Raw genomic sequence first — 17,044 nt, 5'->3', positions numbered from 1 at the left:
CATTCGAGCACAAACAAGGTGCCCCTACTGCACGTCCGCCACCGCGAACCTCAGTCCTTGAAGACTTGAATCCGCTGCAACAGACGGCAGTAGATATAGCCAATTTAACAGGCGTGAAGGCTCTCAAAAACTGGCTGGCATGCAGGGAGATTTCTCGACGTCCACAAAAACTCCGGGATATGTACCGAGATTTCCGCTCGACAAATATTTCGCGACACGTGGAAATTCGGTGAAATGCCGGAATCAGCGCAACGCCTGTTCGGGAAGCACCTTACGTCTTCGGCGCGATGAGTCACCGACGAAGATGTGCAGCCGGCTCGTGCGAGGCGGTCGGAGTCCAGGGTCACAGGGCAAGCTTGGCCGGTAGATTTGCCGCCGTGTGCGGTACCGGTGGTGAACAATGTCCGTCCGTGAGATGACGTCCGGCATGTAACGGCGTAATTCTTCATCAGCGTCCGCCGATTCTGCAGACGCTGTGTTGACCGCTTTTAAAACGCGAGCGCGCTGGGAAACCCCTCCAGCGCAGCGGCATTCGCGTTCTGGCGCGCGGCCCGTCGATGTGTGCACGATAGCTTGGTTGTTTCCGTCAACGATGAAATCAAGGGCCTTATGCCAAGGCCAGAAGCGGCACGGGAATTGCAGTAAGCAGAACGGCGGGGTTGCACCGACCCAGGTTGCAGCCAGTCGCTCTGCATACGAAGGAGACCGTCATGCGAGCTGCTATGAAAGGAGTCTTGTTTTCGGCGTTCATTTTGAGTTTATCTGGTGTCGCATACGCGCAGGGTGCGGGAACAACTGGTGGCGGGGGCGCTGGTGCAGGCCAGGGTGGCACTGGAATGGGAACCCCGGATGCAAGCGGAACGACAGAGTCACCATCTGGCGCGTCGGGTGCAAACACTATGGGAAAGTCAGGTGAAATGTCGCAAAAGCAGATGAAGCCGAAGATGCATAAAAAGGGGGAAATGGCTGCGCCAGCCTCCGACAGTGGCGGAATGAAGAAGATTTACTGAGAAGGGTGTCGCTGCAAAAGGCTGGCGGCTTCAGGTATCGCCGGTACAATCCAAGGACCTATCGCCTTGACCTCGAACATGACCGGACGCCCAAGCGTACAAGACGATTTTTTGGGCTCTTTTGAAAATGCAGTGGGTAACGGGGCTCACGAGGCATGCGGGTTGAGGCCGGAGAAATCGAGCTTGCCAGCAACGAGAAAGAGGACCGTGCGCATCGTCGCGAAGCGCGTGTAGCCGCGAGCCTTTCGCTTGGCCGCTTGAAACAAGCCGTTGATTGCTTCGATGAAGCCGTTGGTCTGGCGCGTCTGAGTCCAGGCGACGATGCCGTCGAAGTGCCGACGAATCAGACGCGCGACGTCCTTCATCGGCTCGACTTTCGAACGCATGACGTTGGTGCACCACTGCCGCAACATCTCGGAGACGACATGGATTTGCTTGCGCCCGAGAATCTCGCGCAGTTGCTCGCGATACAGCCATGCGCGGGCGGTGCGCTTGGTGGCGTACTGCCTGACCAGCGCCTCGAGGTCGGTCAATTGCGCCAGATTCAGTTTGTTGGCGTCCTTGAGCAGCGTCCAGCGCATCCCTTTAAGTTCTGGGTCGGCTTTCTGTTGTTGGCGGCGCACCGTATCAAGCGCCTTGGACGCGTGGGCGACGACGTGAAACTTGTCGAACGTCAGCCGCGCATTGGGCAGATGTTCGCCCACGCCTTTGATGAAGGCGGGCGACATGTCGATGCTCACCGAGGTGACCTGCTCGGGCGTGCCGTGGTGTCGGCTCAGATATGCCGCGAAGCCTTCAATCGTCTTCGCGTCACGCCCGGGCGTGACGAACACGACCCGTCGCGCCTGCATGTCGGCGACCAGCGTCAGATACTCGTGGCCGCGCCGGTACGAGGTTTCGTCAATAGCTACCGTGCTCACGTCCGACAGGTTCGCCGACGTGAGCGCGAGTTCCACATAGCGCGAACAGATGGCGTGCACTCGGTGCCACGACAGATTGACGATGCGTGCCACCGCGGCAAACGGCATCTGCTGCGCCAGCATCAGCACCAGCGCTTCGAACAGCAACGTGAAGCCGTCGAGTTGGCCGACCCAGTCGGGTTCCACCAGCCGTACCGCGCCATCCGGCAAGCGCACTCGCGGTACCCGCACTTCCAGATAGCACTCGTGCTGGAAGAAATTCAGGTGGCGCAGTCGCTTGATTTGCGTGTCATGCACTGGGTGCTCACCGGCGACCCCGGGGTAGGCGAAGCGGCTGCCAGCGACAAAGTCCACGGCAATCGTGAGCTGCCGTTTGGCCGTGTCGAAGTCGACGCCTTGCAGGTACCACGGGGCCTTGATTCCCAAGGCGGCTTCAAAGAGTTGATTCGTCATGTTCGCTTCGTCTCGCATGGCTGGTTGCCGCATTCTGCCGCAACCAGCCATGCACCAGCTTGCCGGTTCAGGGCGCCTCAAGGGTTCGCTGCGCCGGGCTCACGCCCGCCCTTGACCCGCCAAATCACCCACTCGGGTTTCAAAAGAGGCATTTTTTGCAGATGCTCTTGAACGACAAGACCACCGTAAACGTATTCCTCGTGAACGGTATCAGACTGAGCGGTCAACTGGCCGCCTTTGACCAGTTTGCAGTTCTGCTCGAGTCTGGTCCGGGTGCGCAACTTGTTTTCAAACATGCCATTTCGACCGTGCTGCCGGCCCATGGCAGGAGCCAGGCACGTGACCCGACCGAGGTGCCGGTGAATGGCGACAAGCCGAACCGCGTGCGAGGCCGTGTCCGATGAGAACTGCCATGACATGCTGTCGCTTACGCTTGACCTGCACATAGCCAGACGACGTCCACGTCGAGAAGTTCAGAAAGGCGCGCACAATCCGTGCTCTTCGGAACGGTAACTCCGGCGCGCCAAAGGGTCACCTCGTGTTCCGATACGCCGAGTGACCTGGCCACCCGACCGGAGGTCACCTTGGCGCGCTTGATGGTCATGTCCAGTCGTGCAGCGAAGGCCCGCCTGGAGCCGTTGTGTTTGAGAGTGCCTTGCAGATGGACATCAAGATTCAGACGACGATTCATGACCTGCAATGCTCCGTGTAACTCATCGTGACCAAACCTACGTACTTCAGGCTACGAAGGTGTGACACGACTTCGATGTTGATGCTTGCGGTCGAACGCCATCACTCGGGCTGGCATGTCGTTCGTGTGAACTTCACTGCACCTGAACGCCCGTTGCGGCGCGTCTTCCCCGCTCTGAGTTAACGCTTTAAATGCCCGGTGTAATCGATACGTATGCCGTTTTCGCTATCCCGTACACAGCAAGTCACTCCGCCGCTTTCTTCGAGTGAAGTAGCCGCTCAATGAGAGCGCTCGCAGACGTAGGTGTGTCGGAAAACTTACTTACCCGAAGGTCGGCACCTGTTCGTGCGTCACCGGCGTTGGTCACCAGCGGGTGCCGGAAGTTCCACTGGCGAAATATCTGCTTGCGTGGAAAAGAGCGGCGCGCTGTTCCACGACCTCGTCACACATCGCGATGATGGTCTTCGGCGAAGGCGCCATCGCAATGAGCGTGCAGACGCGTCCAGCAGGTGGCGGCGAGAGAAAAAACATCCTTCTTCAAGGGTGCCCCAGATAGGCAGATTCAATTGGCACCCCGACCGCTACCGTCCTCTAATTGAATTTTCGTCGTTTGTAGCTCGTGCATCTGTTGACGTCCGCAGAGCACCCCTTACGCAGCCCAGCGCTGAGGACGTTGTGCGGGCTCGCGGCCGAGACCAATACGCCTGCGGAGCCGGTGTCGAAAATGCAGCCGACCCGGGAGCTTCCAGACGACGCGCTTCATCAGTTGGTCACCGTTGCGGAACATGCTGGCGTTGGGCATACATCTTCCGGAGGCGAACATGACTGATTTTCAGAGACAGGCTGCTACAACCCAGCAAGCCAATCTTGACTTCTTTTTCGGCCTGGCCAGCAAAATGCTGGAGGGCGAGGAAAGGCTCGTCAGACTGAATCTGGATACGGCGAAAATGACGCTTGCCAATTGGCACCAACACGAGCAGGACGGGCTGGCGAAAAAGGACCGACAGGAAGTTACCGGTCTGCAAGACGCGCTGGCGCTGCACTCGGCGGAGAAGGTCCTGACGTACGAACGTCAGGTTGCGGAGATTGCGTCGACCACGCAAACGCAGCTAGCAGAGGTCGTCAACGCGCGGTACCAGGAGGTCAGCCGCCAGGTTCAATCGTTCGTCGAGAATCTTGCGCAAAACGCCCCGGTCGGCTCCGAAGCCACAATCGCATTTCTGAAACAAGCTATCACGCTGGCCAACACCACTCAGGAAAGCGTGCAAAAGGCCACGAAGCAGGCAGTCGAAGTCGCGCAAAGTAACCTGGACGCCGCAACAAAAGCCGCATCAGAGGTGACCGAAGCGGCTGACCAGGCAGTCGAGAAAGCAGCAAAAGCGGCGAAGCAGTAATTTCAAGGAACGTTGAACCCGGGGTCGCACGGCGCGGCGAGCTAAGGTGAACACGCAATGCGTGGCGCCTTGGCAGCCGTGCGCGCCGGTCTAGCTGCTGGTTAGAGGAACAGACTCACTGTTCCAGTTGCCATCGTCCGTTCCCGACAAAATTCGAAGAGCGCATTTACTTCAGTGAGCGTGAGTGTTGTAAGCCTTAGCCCAATCACAGTTACCAATGTACTTTGATGAAGGAGCCGTGTCTTCAAGGGGCGGCGGCGGCGGGTGAGCTGTCGCCTTGCTTTCCCGGCTCCGATGAATATCTTGTGTGCCCGGATTGCACCGGCATCATGCACATCAACCGGTTCCCCCTCCCATCTCGACGACGACAATCGGCGTCAGATTTGTTCGACATCCAGTTCCCGTCGCTCGGGGGGTCGTCACCTGCATAGCTCACACTTGCTCGATTTGTGCCGAGACGACCGACGCGCCGTGCAGTGGCGCCCTACGTGTCCGTGGACTTCGCCCATCCTGCGAAAATGCGGCTCAATAGCCGTGCACCGGCCCGAAACCAGATTGAATCCCGAGCGCCTCGATTGAGCGCGGCGAACTCGTGACCGTCATCAAAAGGTGGGGGCGGCCACCTGCACCAGAGGGTGCTCTGCAGTTGACTTCCGCCTGTTGGCAGTGGGCGGGAACACGCTCCACCTGCCGTCATCGTGCCTGAAGAAAAACAACGCGCGCGCTCCGGCTGGTGACGACGTTTCGACGCACACGTAGCGTCTCCCATTCCCTGCGGTGCGACTGAATCTGGTTACATGAACGTGCATCGTGGGAGACGGTGCGGGCCACTTTTCGACCTGACAACGCAGGGACTGCTCGTTCGTGTTTTTCATGTTCCCCTCCAGCAAGTTTTCCGTTCAGGTAACGGGACGGTTTTTCACCGTTCATCTCCTTAACGCCGCAGACGCCCGCAATGTTGGCGGGGATTTGTGATTTCTGAAACCGGATATTTCGAGGTGAGTGGGCCTCAGAGAATTGCCAAGAGCTGGACGGCCGACGGCACAGTCCGGCTCGAACCCTGACCATCGACATCCGCGGCGCCCGCGTTGCCTGAGGGCGACTCCTGTCGCCTCGCCATGCATCGGCAGTTCCGGGTTGCTGATAAATTGACAAAATGGACGCTTTGTCAGACAGGTCCGCGGAGAAGTCCGAGTTTTTGCAGCTCGAGGCAAGGCGAAGACCGTCCCTCTCACAGCGCTGCGCGACCGGCGAGCTAGAATTGTGCTTCGACTCACGTAGAGAGAAATGAGCAGATGAATGATGCATTCGAGCGCCGTGCCTTGTTGCTTCACCTCGGGGACGTACTGGAGGTTGTTCACCTCCTCCTGAAATGTGGTGACGGCCACAAGACCGTACGCGAACTGGCCGCAGCGCACGACCCGCTTGGAGGCTTCCCGCTCCTGGAACAGGTATCGCCGCGGATGACAGCAGAGCAGTTTGTTCAGCGAGTGTCAGACGCCTTCCTCGCATGGCCACGGGAACTGCTTGAGCCTGAGCTGAATCGCAAGCGTCTTGCTTCCACTGTTCGACGGACCTTGTTCGCGGACAACGCAGCGGGATGGGGTGCGTACGTCGCTGCGTTGCGCAGTGAAGTTCGGTGGTTCGGCGTGGGCCTGCCGTCGTTGAAAGCTGGCGAGGGCGTGCGCCCGGATTCGACCGATGGCAACTCCGAGAGCTCGCAGGCGGACGAGGCTCCGAGCGCTGGCGATGTCGAGCGCAACGGCGGACAAACCGAGGAGCGCCGGGAGAGCGTTGAAAGCAGCGGGCGAGTCTACCCCTCATGGCCGTGGAAGTCCGACGCGTAAGTTGTGGAGACGGCGTGAGAGTAGATGAACGGTTCTCTTGACCTGACTCCACGTCGCCGGTGACTTCGCTGCGTTCGTCGACGTCCACAGGGTCCGGATTGTGCGCGCCGATGCTCTACGGGAGCGTTACGCTTGGGGCGCTGACAAACCGTGTTGGTAGTACCCCTCGACTGCTTATATCTGTCGTATCGCTCGGAAAGACGTAGTACCAACGGACGCGCCTGGTCCCTCCCGAAATTGGAATTCCTCCTGCAGAGTCAGGGAATTTCGCATGCGACGGGCGCCTTTGGGTGGCCGTTGGTTTTGCGGATTCGTGCCACAGCCGATTGGCTCGTGCATCCTTCTTTCTCGCATATCTCAAACGCACGCCATGTCCAGCCAGTCACCACTTCACGACATCATTAGCCTCGCCGAAATCCAGTCGCTCGCGGACACAAAAACGTTCGGGCGCGGCAAGGCGTATTTTCACGAGGGCGCCGTCTCGCGCCTCGAAGAGCGCGATGGTGTCCTTCGCGCGAACGTACGCGGCACGCACCGGTACAGCGTCGAGCTTGGCGTAGGCGGCGACGGCGAGCTGACCTACGAATGCGACTGTCCGGTCGGCGAGGACGGTATCTTCTGCAAGCACGTGGTCGCGGTCGCCCTGTCGTGGCTCGAGAATACCGGCGCGGAAGTGTTTCATGCCGATGAGTCAGAGCCGGCAAAGCCTCGTAAAAAGCGCAAGACATACGAGGAGCAGATTCGTGAATATGTTGCGACGCTGAATGCGGAAGCCGTGCGCGAACTGTTGCTGGAAGCGGTCGAACGCGACATGGCGCTGCGCGACAGGCTGTTGCTCGCGGCGCGTGCGGCGAACGCCAGTGACCTTCCGAGCATGAAGACTGCGGTACGACAGGCGACGCGCATTTCGCGGCCGCTCGACTGGCGCGAAGCCGGCGCGTACGGCGACGGCCTGATGTCGCTCGCGGACATGCTGCGGCAGCGGCTTGCCAGTCCTCAGGCCGCCCAGGTGGTCGAGCTTGCGATTGCCGGCGCCGAAGCAAGTCTCGAGCAGATTGATGACTCCCGGGGGTGATGTGATGCCGGCCATCATGGAGCTTGCCGCCGTACATCTCGAAGCATGTCGTCAGACGCGACCGGACCCAACGAAGCTCGTGGAGCGACTGTTCCGGTTTCAGACCGACGGCGTGTGGGATACCTTCTACGATGTGTTGCCGGCTTACGCCGAACCGCTCGGCGACCTTGGGATTCATCGGTACCGCATGCTTGTAGAAAACGGGTGGGACGGCCTGCCGGCACTGGCGCCGAGCAATGAATTTCGCCGGTCGTTCGAACCGCTCCGCATGCGACTGGAACGCGCGATGGAGGCGCTGGCCGACCTCGACGGCGATGTGGACGCACTGGTTCGCATCCGGTCAAAGGACCTGTCGAGTCCCTACCGTTTTTTGCTGGTCGCAGAGCTTTGCGCGAAGCACGGGCGCTACGACGAAGGACTCGCGTGGGCCGAACGCGGCCTCACAGAGTCTGGCAAGAACGTGGACCAGCGTCTGCTTGACTTCTGCATCCAGGAGCACCTGCGGCGCGGCGAATTCGAGAAGGCTGATGTGCTCGCGTGGCAGCGTTTCGGGATGCACCCGGGCGCAGAAGCATTCGCCGCCCTGATGGGTGTCGCCAGCGCGACTGGCCAGCATGATATGACACGCGAGCGTGCGCTCAATCATCTGTGGAGTCTTGTTCGCGCTGAAGAGGCGCCGACCAAAGCGAAGCGCAATTCCTGGCAGATGCCGACGCGAACCGAACTGGTCAAAATCTTTCTCACCGGGCGCGAGCACGACACGGCATGGAAGACGTTCTGCGGCGGTCCAGTGGCGACAACTATGTGGGCAACGATGGCATCCATTCGCTCAAAGACCCATCCGCACGACGCCATTGTCCTGTATCACCGCCTGCTGCCCATCGCCGCCGAAAGTGGCACGCGTAACGCCCGTTATGAGGAGGCGTTCGACATCGTGCGGACTATTGGGGGACTGCGAGCGCAACTGAACGAGCATGCGCAGTTTGGCGATGAACTCGAGTCAATCCGACAGACCTATCGCGCCAAGCGCAATTTTATCAAGCTACTGGCAGTGCTCGGTTAGGTTCGCCAGGGCGAATCCTTCCCCTTCGGCGCGACTGTGACCGCTTTCGGCGCGGTCTTGAGCGCAGCAACAATCAACATACGCCAAAGTCCCACGCTGAGCTGCCATGTCGACATGATTGGTGTTCCACCAGCGTAGTGTTAATACTGGCTATGTGGCCGAGGGTTTTGCTGGAAAATGCTCCGAGCGCGTCGAGTCCAGTTCTCGCGCGACGAGGGAGACGTCCGACGTTGCAGCGAGTTCCAGGACGAGCAAGCACCTTGGGCGCGAGCGCGGATGCGATGGTACTCCGCGTAGGTGTTAATCGCGGCACAAAACTGCATGACATCGCAAGGTGAGGCGACTGCCCTCGCGTGTTCTGCATGTTGGAGTACTTTCCGATGAAAGTTCTTCTGGTAGACGACTACAGCGCTACAACTGACCTGCTGGCCGACGTCGCATGCTCGATGGGGCATGCTGTGACGAAGGCGTATTCCGGTGCTGACGCATTGGTTGCGGCCGGCGGTGACGGCGCTTTCGATTTCATTCTCGTGGACATTGGACTGCCCGACATTAACGGCCACGAGTTGTGCCTGCGGCTCCGTGCGTCCGAGAAATATGCGTCCCGGCGCATCTTTTCAATGACCGCGTATGATGACGTCCGCGAGCGCTTCGACATGTCGTGCTTTGATGGCCAGCTTTTGAAGCCGCTATCGCTGGAACAATTCGAGTCTCTGCTCTCAGGTTGAAGCTGGCCACAGCCGTGCTCTTGGTAGACGGCGCGGCGACGTTCACTTTTGCGGCTTCAGTTGTCTCGATAGAGACAACGGTCGTAAGGGTACGCTAGCCGTGTTCTGACAGCCGTCGTGAGTCGACCAACGGCTTCGAGCAGGGGGTACGACGGCTTTGCGAGAATACCCCTGAGTGATGCGCCGCAGAAATTAAAAGAGCGTCGCTCGGGTACTGCGGAGAACGCGTGTGCTTATGACACGAGAGGTTAGAAAATCCGACGCCGCTTCTACCCGTCTAACAGCCCGAGCGCGCGGGCTAGGACGTGGCTGTGACGCACGACGAAGCATACGGGCATCATCGTTCTGCAAGCGCGTCATCAATAAGCCGTTGGGCGGCACTAAACCCCGCCATCAGCGCTTCAGCTTCGGTGGCGAAAGTCGGTTCACCTTCGTCCGAGAGTTGCGCGGGGGGAAACTCGCGCCCGGACAGCCGGTGTCGCACAGCAACCTTCACCACAAGACCTCCGGACGCGACTATCGAGCCCGCGACAATAACAGCCGGCACCGACTCGACTTCAATGGTTGCCTCGAAGCTCCGATAATCATATGCACGCCGCATTGCAACCTCTCGTGACGATTAGTGCGTTCATGGCCAGTCACGCAATATGGGTCCGCTCGCCGGTCTCCAGCGTCACTCATTCCGCGTGAGCGGCGGTTTCGTGACCGCCTCCCCGTCAATTTAAGCCTTGGCGTACGCGGTGGCGAATTTGAGTGCGTGCAAAGTCCGAGGATTATTCGGACAGTTTCCGGCGCGGAACCGCCTCATCGGTTGAGCGCACACCTCTGCGAGCCTGTTCGCCATGCTGGCACGATGCCCTCGCTGCTACGTTACCTTGCCTTGACGCCTGTGCCGGCGGGCGGGACACTCATCCGGAGTCGTTGTGCGGCCGACGTCTTGCAAAGCGCTGGGTAACTCAAACCTCCGATATTCCAACCGGACGGGTTACGTCGAACGCCGACTGGAATATAGGTTGCGAAAAGGAGAAGCTCTGTGGCGTATGCACTGTCATTTTCGCAACTGTATTCAGACGCCGTCGGTGAAAGTCATTTTGCGTCGCTTAGCATCGAGCTGGTCAGCCGCAACTTCGCGCCGCCCGCAGATTCCTTTGACGTGTCGGATTTCGCGGCAGCGACCCACTACGGATTTGTGCGCCTGCCGAGCGGATGGGTCGGCGACGTTCATCCTTCGCCCAAGTGTCTGTGGGTGTTTTTTCTCAACGGGGAGATTGAGTTCGAGGCCAGCGACGGCGAGCGACGTCGTGTCGCCGCAGGAGGCGCGATACTGCTTGAGGACACGACCGGCAAGGGGCATCAGAGTCGTGTCATCGGCGACGGGCCAGCGCTTCTCGCCGTGGTTCAACTTTGACGTCGTGGTTCCCTTTGGCAGCGGCGCGAGCCCAAGCCGTCGCGGTTAAGTCGTGCGCGAGAAGGTGTAGGGTCCGAGCCGTGGATGCGCGCTGTATCTCACGGTCGAGCCGCCCTGAACCCGGCGAGGGCCACTTCGGACACGTGCGCGACGCCCCGCATGACTCTGAAGCGCCGTTTGCTTGTCATCAGAGCGGATAGCGAATAGATACGGCCAGGTTAGTCAGGGACGCTGCTGCGGCGAATTCGACTACTAATGCACACCCTCGTCTCGCGGGGCGATACGAACGCCGAAATTATCCAGCTCGTGTCGAGCTTCAACGGATTCAATCCCGCCTCCGAAAGCAAGGTGAAGGTCAGAGGCGTGTGCGGCTCCATTGTTATCTTTTCGATTTAAACGCGGCCCCCTAGATTGGCGACCGTCCTGCTCGTCGATGACGACCGAATATTCTGCGTCCGCTTCGGCTGCTGGTCGAACGGGAAGGATACCGCGTGCTCAGGGCCGGGTGTAGCGAGACCCATAATTCGAGATTTTTGACCCCGCCAGACAAGGCTTCTTCGACCCTGAGAAGCATCGGTTGAGATTTCTGGAACCAACGGGTGAGATTTCTTTCCTCGCCGTCGAATCTGATAGTCGTCTGGGACCGTCCCGACGAAAATCTCCCATCACCATCGCCCATCATGGCGTAGGCGAGAACCACGCAACCATCGACAAATCAGGAAGAGCGGTAGCGGCGGTCCATATCGCGTACGATGTGAGCCGCGAGACGAACGCCATCGGGTTCACCTCGGCGAAATATGCGAGCGAATACACGGTGCGTCGCGCATTGGCGGGCAGACGTTTCGGGATTTCCGGCCAGGTGTTCAAGCCAATAAGCCGATACCGGGCCATCGAGGGGAAAGCCTGGATTCGTGTTTTGTCGACGCGCCGCCGGGCACGCGTGCCGCCCAACCCATACGCTCGGAATCGGGCGCCTCCTTGCTCATCGCCGTATCATCGTGTCTGTACGCCGCCCGTCGCGGCATTATCCGTTTTTCACCGGTCACCCGATGTCCCAGTCTGCAAAGCTTTCCGAGGTTCTCACTCTTGCTGAAGTCCAGTCGCTCGCCGACACGAAAACCTTTGCGCGCGGCAAGGCCTATTTTCACGATGGCGTCGTTTCCCGCCTGGATGAGCGCGACGAAGCTGTTCGCGCCACCGTGCGCGGCACGCACCGCTACCGGGTTGAACTCGCCGTCGACGATGGCGAGCTCGCGTATGAATGCAACTGTCCGGTGGGCGATGATGGCGTTTTCTGCAAGCACGCTGTCGCCGTTGCGCTCTCCTGGCTCGAAAATTCCGGTGAAGAAGTGTTTCACGCCGAAGAACCGGCGCCGGGGACCCCACGCAAAAAGCGGAAAACCTTCGAAGAAGTGATTCGCGAATACGTGGCGACACTGGGCAAGGATGAGCTTCAGGAATTATTGATGGACGCCGTCGAACGCGACCTGACGCTGCGCGACAAGCTGCTGTTCGCTGCGCGTGCCGCGGGGGCATCCGATTTGCCCGGCATGAAGGCCGCCGTCAGGCAGGCGACACGCATTTCCCGTCCGCTGGACTGGCGCGAGTCTGGTGCATACGGCGATGGCCTGATGTCGCTGGCCGACATGTTGCGTCAGAGGCTTGCCGGGCCACACGCCGCACAGGTGGTCGAACTTTCGGAGCTGGCGATTGCGGGCGCGGAAAAGAGCCTCGAACAGATTGACGACTCCGGTGGGGACGTAATGCCGGCCATCTTCGAGCTGGCGTCTGTTCACCTCGATGCCTGCACGTTGACGGGCCCCGACCCGGTGAAGCTTGCCGAGCGACTCTTCCGCTTCCAGACAGAAGGCAAGTGGGACACGTTCTACAACGTCCTTCCGGCCTATGCGGAGCCATTGGGCAAGAACGGGTTGAGCCGCTATCGCGAACTCGTCAACGAGGCCTGGGAAGCACTGCCCGCGCTCGCACCGGGCAAGGAATATCGACGGTCATACGACTCGCCGCGCATGCAGCTCGAACACGCGATGGAGGCCCTGGCCGAACTCGACGGAGATGTGGATACGTTGATTCGTATTCGCTCGAAGGACCTCTCGAGTCCGTACCGCTTTCTGCTGGTGGCGGAGCTTTGTGTGAAGCACGGTCGCCCGGACGAGGGGCTCGTGTGGGCCGAGCGCGGCATCAAGGAATCCGGCAAGAGCTTTGACCAGCGCCTGCTCGACTTCTGCATTGATGCGTATCTGCGTCGCAGCGAATTCGACAAGGCCGATGCGTTCGCGTGGCGCCGTTTCGAGATGCACCCGACGGCCGAGGCGTTTCCCACCTTGATGAAGGTCGCTACGGCCACCGGCAGGCATGACGAAACCCGGGAGCGTGCTCTCAGGCATCTTTGGGCGCTGGTCAGCGAAGAGGAGTCGGTCGCAAAATCGAAACGCAGTGTCTGGCAGCGCGCGACGCGGACCGAACTGGTCAGGGTTTTTCTGGCCGGGAAAGAGAACGACGTCGCTTGGGAAACGTTCACCGGAGGTCCGGTCGCAACCCAGCTGTGGCCTGAGATGGCGTCTGTCCGCGGCAAAACCCATCCGCACGACGCCATCGCTCTTTATCACCGCCTGCTGCCGGTCGCTGCCGAGAACGGCTCGCGCAACGCCCGATATGACGAGGCCTTCGAAATTGTGCGGGCCATCGGCATGCTGCGGGCAAGGCTGGATGAACGTGCGGAGTTCACCAGCGAACTGGAAGCGATTCGGGCAGCGTATCGTGCGAAGCGCAACTTCATCAAGCTGCTCGCCAAACTGTCCTGAAGTCGACGTCAGGCTTTGACGGGCCGATAGCAGTACAGCGTCGTCGCCGTCGGCATCCGTAGTGCATCAATCCTGCGAGTCTTTGTTTCGAGGAAGTTCGCAATCTCATATTGCTGCTGGATGGGTGGCACAGGCAACAACTGCATCGACGTCCACGCATCCATCCGCAACGCCTTGGTGCCATGTCCGGCCTCATCACGTCGAAGCAACGACTCGTCAGCGGTACCTCGCAGAAGCCAAGCGAGGAATTTACCGTTCAGCCCCTCGAGAGGAATACCCCACTATGAAAGGGTGCGCTGTTGTCGCGCCGTGTGACCAAGCGATTATTTGAACGGCACGCTGACCGATGCGATATCCCGTCCGGTCGTTCGCCAAAGCCCTCAAGACTGCCTAGTCTACAAGGCTTTGTCGCACACATTTGGTGCGTGACTCGATTTCCGAAACGCAATTTTGTTCTCCAAGAGGTGCATGGTTACCGCTCGTTCTGACCTGACCCTTCCGAATTTTGATTGTGAGGCGCTTACAGAAGAAGTGGCACGATTCCTGCTTTTCCTGTGCATAGGTTGGCCGCTATGGCTCGGCAGCACAGCAACTGCCGTGACTAGCCCGACCGCCGAGCGCTCGAATTTGAGTGCGAATAGAAAGAAGGTGCGCAGCGCGGGGCAGCGCATTGTAGTTCGCTTAGCAAAGGCAAGACATGAACGTGTTCGACGATTTGACAGACAACGAGTGGGCGCTGGTTGAGGCTTTGTTCGATGCTCAGCCCGCAACCACTGAACGACGCGGCCGGCCTCGCGCGGAAGCTCGTGCGGTTGCCAATGGCGTGTTGTGGGTTCTGGCGTCGGGAGAAGGTTGGACCAGGCTGCCGGGCCGCTATCCGTCGCCGCCGACCTGCCGCCGCCGCTTTGAAGAGTGGCAAGCCGACGGCACGCTTGCCGAAATAGTCAAACGGCTCGGTACGAGCGGTCGCAAAATTTCGCTGCGTGGCCGAATTGGCGCAACGGCTGCAAAGCCACCGGCACCGCCGCGCCCCGAGCGCATCCGCGGCGCGTTCTGGACCAATCCGGAATCCTGGCGTGTGCCGGCGGCAATGGCCTGACCGAGCTGTCGCCAACCCTATCGACGACGACCGCCCGGAAGGTGCTGCACCACGCACCATGGTCTATGCACTCCGTCGACCGGTTTGCAGATGTCCGATACGGCAGTCGAGAATGCGGGCCGCCTGCATTGGTGCTTCTGCACCAAGCGTCAAGTCTCGCCCGTCATCGCATCTACCGGGCGCACCACGGAAAATGTTTGACTGCCCTAAAGACGACAGCCCCTTCTCGCGCATCTGTTTGAGGACGTCGAAGGAGCCCGACAGTTTTCCCGCCTGGCGCTCAGCGCCGGCGTTGTCATCGTCATCGTCATCAGCGTTAGCGTTAGCGTCGCAACGATGGGGCGCAGGCGGCAGAAGCGGCCTGGTCGGGGTTACAGACGGAGCGCTTTATGCCGGGCGACTCGGGCGGAAGCGAACCTCTTTAACCAGGGCCAATGACGAAACGCCTTCATCAGCGCATTCGATGAGGGAATGCACTTACGCGCAGCGCACGTGCATTACGCGCGCGAGGTTCTCGCGCGACTCTCTTCCGCATTGGCAAGCGACCGTGGCGCCGGCTCCCCTGTGTTTGGCATCACCCGTAGAGATTGCGCGCTTGAATAGCAGCTGGCGGCCAGACAGGGACTCCAGGACGGCAGCGTTTGGGGTGACCGCTTGACACCATGAAAGGCCCTTGATTCGGGGCGTAGTAATCTGATGTGAAGTTGAGGATGAGATGCTTGCAATGAAAGGACGTCCCGGGTTTTTTGCCGAAGGACGGCTGCTGACCTTCACCCTGATGTCACAAGGTCGGGACATCGCGTGCGCGGTAACTCGCGATGCACTGGAGCGACATCTCCTATTGCGGCGGGAGTCGGATGACACGACTTTGGTCGCAGCCTTCGAGCGCGGACTCAGACGAATACTGGAGGTAGCGGACAGAAAGAGTCGGGCATTGCGGGGCGCTCGCGTTCTGGTGACGGCCGCGGACCTGCGTGCAACCTAAAAAAGGTAACCCACGACGGCTTTGGCTCTAGTTCCATCCTGTGGTCATCGCATAGTCAGGTTGTCCGATGGTGGGCAGGTGCCGCTCTCTATGGGAGTGCCGCAGCGGCCCGCGCTGTCACTGCTCGCAACATTCGAGCTGTAATGACCCGCGTGTTCGCAACGCTCGCTCGGCAAGGAGAGTAAGAGTGAGCGAAGGCTGATAGTCAACCAGCTTCGCTGCGGCCAGTTATCAGCGCTTGCTCACATGCCAGCTGACATAACGAAACTGCCGAGACAGTCATGACAACGCCATACGAAAGGACCCTATCACTCCGACGGGCGCGGGCTGCTTTCGGAGTTGTCGTCCGGAACAGCGAAAATAGAGGCCTTGCGGGGAAAAGCGGCGACCATATTGAAGCACTACCCAAATGACATGGACATCGAAATTGCCGCCAGGCAGGCGCCGACAGTCTTTGCTACGAAGTTCTTCGACGCTGACTCTTGAAGCTGCCGAACGAGGTACGACATGGAATCGCACAACGCTTTTGCTGAATGGCTTTTGCGCTTCGCCTCGTCGCAAAAAAATATTGGCCGGGTCGCGCTTCGGCTCGGGGGGACTGTCTCAGTCCCTGCGGCAGCATTTGCCGTCGTAGTCATGGCCACGCCACGCTGCATTTTTGTTCTTGATAAGCTCTGGTCACGGTGCCGAGACCCAAGGTCTGGAACTTAACCGGTGAATACGGCGCTGCGCCCCCCGTTTTCGGGGGCTTTGGCAGTCTGATGTAAAGATGAGGATGAGATGCTTGCAATGAAAGGACGCCCCGGGTTTTTTGCCGGGGGACGGCTGCTGACGTTCACCCTGATGTCACAAGGTCGCGACATCGCGTGCGCAGTGACTCGCGACGCGCTGGAGCGACACTTCCTGTTTCGACGGGAATCCGACGACGCGACGCTTGTCTCAGCGTTCGAGCGCGGAGTAAAGCGGATACTTGAGGCAGCGGACAGAAAGGGCCGCGCGTTGCGGGCTACTCGTATTCTCGTGACAGCCGCGGACCTCCGCGCAGCGTAGAGTAGTCGTCGTTGATGACTTGTATTAGCCGGCCCGGCAGCATGTTCGCTATCGTGTTTGACGAGCACGGAGGCTTCTTCGACCACGTGCGACCTCCGCCAGGTGTGCCGCCGGCGCCAGCGAGAATCCGAGGCTCAAGACGCACAACTTTCCTTTCGACCGCCTCGGTGTGCGTGTCCCGGCTCTCGTTACTTCACCGTATGTTCCGGCGGGGACTATCGACCATACCCAATATGACCACACGTCGATATTGAAAACTGTCGATAAGGTGCCCGGATTGAACGGCTCGCTGAATCTCACTGCCCGCGCGCGTGCTGCCGCCGACTTTTCGAAGATGCTGGCGTTACCGACTGCGCGCCCGGACATTCCAACGCGCCCATCGCCTATCGCTGTTGGAACGGGCCGCCCGTCGAGCGCCGGAGCGCCGCTTGCCAAAGACCCATTCCTGCCGCTCTACGCGCATCGGTAGCATGCGGAACGGTTCGCGGACGTTGGACGT

18 protein-coding genes and 1 pseudogene are annotated in these 17,044 nt (G+C 59.8%); 15 read left to right on the top strand and 4 right to left on the bottom strand.

The features are described from left to right. Nucleotides 1–710 precede the first annotated feature (710 nt). Complete coding sequence (locus OKW38_RS13780; RefSeq protein WP_429361895.1) at nucleotides 711–1,010, top strand: hypothetical protein; 300 nt, start codon at nucleotides 711–713, stop codon at nucleotides 1,008–1,010. Between the two features lie 146 nt (nucleotides 1,011–1,156). Here the strand turns inward: OKW38_RS13780 and OKW38_RS13775 are convergent, their stop codons facing one another. Then, nucleotides 1,157–2,383 carry an ISL3 family transposase gene (locus OKW38_RS13775; RefSeq protein WP_429361893.1) on the bottom strand — a complete coding sequence of 409 codons (1,227 nt, stop codon included), beginning with the start codon at nucleotides 2,381–2,383 and terminating at the stop codon, nucleotides 1,157–1,159. 161 nt (nucleotides 2,384–2,544) lie between these two features. Between OKW38_RS13775 and hfq the strand changes: the two genes are divergently transcribed. Continuing rightward, the gene (gene hfq, locus OKW38_RS13770) at nucleotides 2,545–2,787 is read left to right on the top strand and encodes an RNA chaperone Hfq (RefSeq protein WP_429363747.1); all 243 of its coding nucleotides are present in this window, start codon (nucleotides 2,545–2,547) and stop codon (nucleotides 2,785–2,787) included. 23 nt (nucleotides 2,788–2,810) lie between these two features. On the opposite strand, the gene OKW38_RS13765 is transcribed toward hfq, so the two are convergent. Continuing rightward, nucleotides 2,811–3,074, bottom strand: a complete 264-nt coding sequence (locus OKW38_RS13765; protein WP_429361891.1) for an XRE family transcriptional regulator — start codon at nucleotides 3,072–3,074, stop codon at nucleotides 2,811–2,813. Between the two features lie 821 nt (nucleotides 3,075–3,895). Between OKW38_RS13765 and phaP the strand changes: the two genes are divergently transcribed. Next, on the top strand, nucleotides 3,896–4,468 hold the full coding sequence (gene phaP, locus OKW38_RS13760) for a TIGR01841 family phasin (RefSeq protein WP_429361890.1): 573 nt from the start codon (nucleotides 3,896–3,898) through the stop codon (nucleotides 4,466–4,468). A gap of 602 nt (nucleotides 4,469–5,070) precedes the next feature. Here the strand turns inward: phaP and OKW38_RS13755 are convergent. Continuing rightward, nucleotides 5,071–5,343, bottom strand: a complete 273-nt coding sequence (locus OKW38_RS13755; RefSeq protein WP_429361889.1) for a hypothetical protein — start codon at nucleotides 5,341–5,343, stop codon at nucleotides 5,071–5,073. A 420-nt stretch (nucleotides 5,344–5,763) separates the two neighbouring features. On the opposite strand from OKW38_RS13755, the gene OKW38_RS13750 reads away from it, so the two are divergent. The 4 genes from OKW38_RS13750 to OKW38_RS13735 all read left to right on the top strand — a co-directional run bounded on the left by OKW38_RS13750 (nucleotide 5,764) and on the right by OKW38_RS13735 (nucleotide 9,181). After that, entirely contained in the window at nucleotides 5,764–6,315 is a 552-nt protein-coding gene (locus OKW38_RS13750) for a hypothetical protein (protein WP_429361888.1), read from the top strand. 370 nt (nucleotides 6,316–6,685) lie between these two features. After that, entirely contained in the window at nucleotides 6,686–7,390 is a 705-nt protein-coding gene (locus OKW38_RS13745) for an SWIM zinc finger family protein (protein ID WP_429361887.1), read from the top strand. A gap of 4 nt (nucleotides 7,391–7,394) precedes the next feature. Then, nucleotides 7,395–8,453, top strand: a complete 1,059-nt coding sequence (locus tag OKW38_RS13740) for a hypothetical protein (RefSeq protein WP_429361885.1) — start codon at nucleotides 7,395–7,397, stop codon at nucleotides 8,451–8,453. Nucleotides 8,454–8,833: 380 nt separating this feature from the next. Beyond that, nucleotides 8,834–9,181 carry a response regulator gene (locus tag OKW38_RS13735; RefSeq protein ID WP_429361884.1) on the top strand — a complete coding sequence of 116 codons (348 nt, stop codon included), beginning with the start codon at nucleotides 8,834–8,836 and terminating at the stop codon, nucleotides 9,179–9,181. A gap of 337 nt (nucleotides 9,182–9,518) precedes the next feature. Here the strand turns inward: OKW38_RS13735 and OKW38_RS13730 are convergent, their stop codons facing one another. Beyond that, nucleotides 9,519–9,782, bottom strand: coding sequence for a hypothetical protein (locus OKW38_RS13730; RefSeq protein WP_429361882.1), 264 nt, complete (start codon nucleotides 9,780–9,782; stop codon nucleotides 9,519–9,521). Between the two features lie 432 nt (nucleotides 9,783–10,214). On the opposite strand from OKW38_RS13730, the gene OKW38_RS13725 reads away from it, so the two are divergent. The 8 genes and pseudogenes from OKW38_RS13725 to OKW38_RS13690 form a co-directional block, all read left to right on the top strand. Further along, entirely contained in the window at nucleotides 10,215–10,589 is a 375-nt protein-coding gene (locus OKW38_RS13725) for a cupin domain-containing protein (protein ID WP_429361881.1), read from the top strand. A 1,049-nt stretch (nucleotides 10,590–11,638) separates the two neighbouring features. Further along, nucleotides 11,639–13,411: an SWIM zinc finger family protein gene (locus tag OKW38_RS13720; RefSeq protein ID WP_429361879.1), complete on the top strand. Its 1,773-nt coding sequence runs from the start codon at nucleotides 11,639–11,641 to the stop codon at nucleotides 13,409–13,411. A 697-nt stretch (nucleotides 13,412–14,108) separates the two neighbouring features. Continuing rightward, entirely contained in the window at nucleotides 14,109–14,510 is a 402-nt protein-coding gene (locus OKW38_RS13715) for a transposase (RefSeq protein ID WP_429361878.1), read from the top strand. 715 nt (nucleotides 14,511–15,225) lie between these two features. Further along, nucleotides 15,226–15,495: a DUF1488 family protein gene (locus OKW38_RS13710; protein WP_429361877.1), complete on the top strand. Its 270-nt coding sequence runs from the start codon at nucleotides 15,226–15,228 to the stop codon at nucleotides 15,493–15,495. Nucleotides 15,496–15,822: 327 nt separating this feature from the next. Then, on the top strand, nucleotides 15,823–15,981 hold the full coding sequence (locus OKW38_RS13705) for a BPSL0761 family protein (RefSeq protein WP_429363745.1): 159 nt from the start codon (nucleotides 15,823–15,825) through the stop codon (nucleotides 15,979–15,981). 294 nt (nucleotides 15,982–16,275) lie between these two features. After that, nucleotides 16,276–16,545, top strand: a complete 270-nt coding sequence (locus OKW38_RS13700; RefSeq protein WP_429361876.1) for a DUF1488 family protein — start codon at nucleotides 16,276–16,278, stop codon at nucleotides 16,543–16,545. Between the two features lie 14 nt (nucleotides 16,546–16,559). Next, on the top strand, nucleotides 16,560–16,799 hold the full coding sequence (locus OKW38_RS13695; protein WP_429361875.1) for an alkaline phosphatase family protein: 240 nt from the start codon (nucleotides 16,560–16,562) through the stop codon (nucleotides 16,797–16,799). Beyond that, nucleotides 16,709–17,014, top strand: a pseudogene (locus tag OKW38_RS13690) (alkaline phosphatase family protein); the annotation flags it as partial. The gene OKW38_RS13695 and the pseudogene OKW38_RS13690, both read left to right, overlap by 91 nt. Nucleotides 17,015–17,044 lie beyond the last annotated feature (30 nt).

The organism is Paraburkholderia sp. MM5496-R1 (genome assembly GCF_050436205.1).
Lineage (GTDB): Bacteria > Pseudomonadota > Gammaproteobacteria > Burkholderiales > Burkholderiaceae > Paraburkholderia > Paraburkholderia tuberum.
This window is presented reverse-complemented; position numbering and strand designations above follow the sequence as displayed.

Bases quoted from the DNA above. Each gene is read 5' to 3' on its own strand.
- OKW38_RS13780 (WP_429361895.1), top strand. From the start codon at position 711: ATGCGAGCTGCTATGAAAGGAGTCTTGTTTTCGGCGTTCATTTTGAGT.
- OKW38_RS13745 (WP_429361887.1), top strand. From the start codon at position 6,686: ATGTCCAGCCAGTCACCACTTCACGACATCATTAGCCTCGCCGAAATC.
- OKW38_RS13775 (WP_429361893.1), bottom strand. From the start codon at position 2,383: ATGACGAATCAACTCTTTGAAGCCGCCTTGGGAATCAAGGCCCCGTGG.
- OKW38_RS13755 (WP_429361889.1), bottom strand. From the start codon at position 5,343: ATGAAAAACACGAACGAGCAGTCCCTGCGTTGTCAGGTCGAAAAGTGG.
- hfq (WP_429363747.1), top strand. From the start codon at position 2,545: ATGCTCTTGAACGACAAGACCACCGTAAACGTATTCCTCGTGAACGGT.
- OKW38_RS13715 (WP_429361878.1), top strand. From the start codon at position 14,109: ATGAACGTGTTCGACGATTTGACAGACAACGAGTGGGCGCTGGTTGAG.
- OKW38_RS13740 (WP_429361885.1), top strand. From the start codon at position 7,395: ATGCCGGCCATCATGGAGCTTGCCGCCGTACATCTCGAAGCATGTCGT.
- OKW38_RS13695 (WP_429361875.1), top strand. From the start codon at position 16,560: ATGACTTGTATTAGCCGGCCCGGCAGCATGTTCGCTATCGTGTTTGAC.
- OKW38_RS13700 (WP_429361876.1), top strand. From the start codon at position 16,276: ATGCTTGCAATGAAAGGACGCCCCGGGTTTTTTGCCGGGGGACGGCTG.
- OKW38_RS13710 (WP_429361877.1), top strand. From the start codon at position 15,226: ATGCTTGCAATGAAAGGACGTCCCGGGTTTTTTGCCGAAGGACGGCTG.
- OKW38_RS13750 (WP_429361888.1), top strand. From the start codon at position 5,764: ATGAATGATGCATTCGAGCGCCGTGCCTTGTTGCTTCACCTCGGGGAC.
- OKW38_RS13730 (WP_429361882.1), bottom strand. From the start codon at position 9,782: ATGCGGCGTGCATATGATTATCGGAGCTTCGAGGCAACCATTGAAGTC.
- phaP (WP_429361890.1), top strand. From the start codon at position 3,896: ATGACTGATTTTCAGAGACAGGCTGCTACAACCCAGCAAGCCAATCTT.
- OKW38_RS13735 (WP_429361884.1), top strand. From the start codon at position 8,834: ATGAAAGTTCTTCTGGTAGACGACTACAGCGCTACAACTGACCTGCTG.
- OKW38_RS13765 (WP_429361891.1), bottom strand. From the start codon at position 3,074: ATGAATCGTCGTCTGAATCTTGATGTCCATCTGCAAGGCACTCTCAAA.
- OKW38_RS13720 (WP_429361879.1), top strand. From the start codon at position 11,639: ATGTCCCAGTCTGCAAAGCTTTCCGAGGTTCTCACTCTTGCTGAAGTC.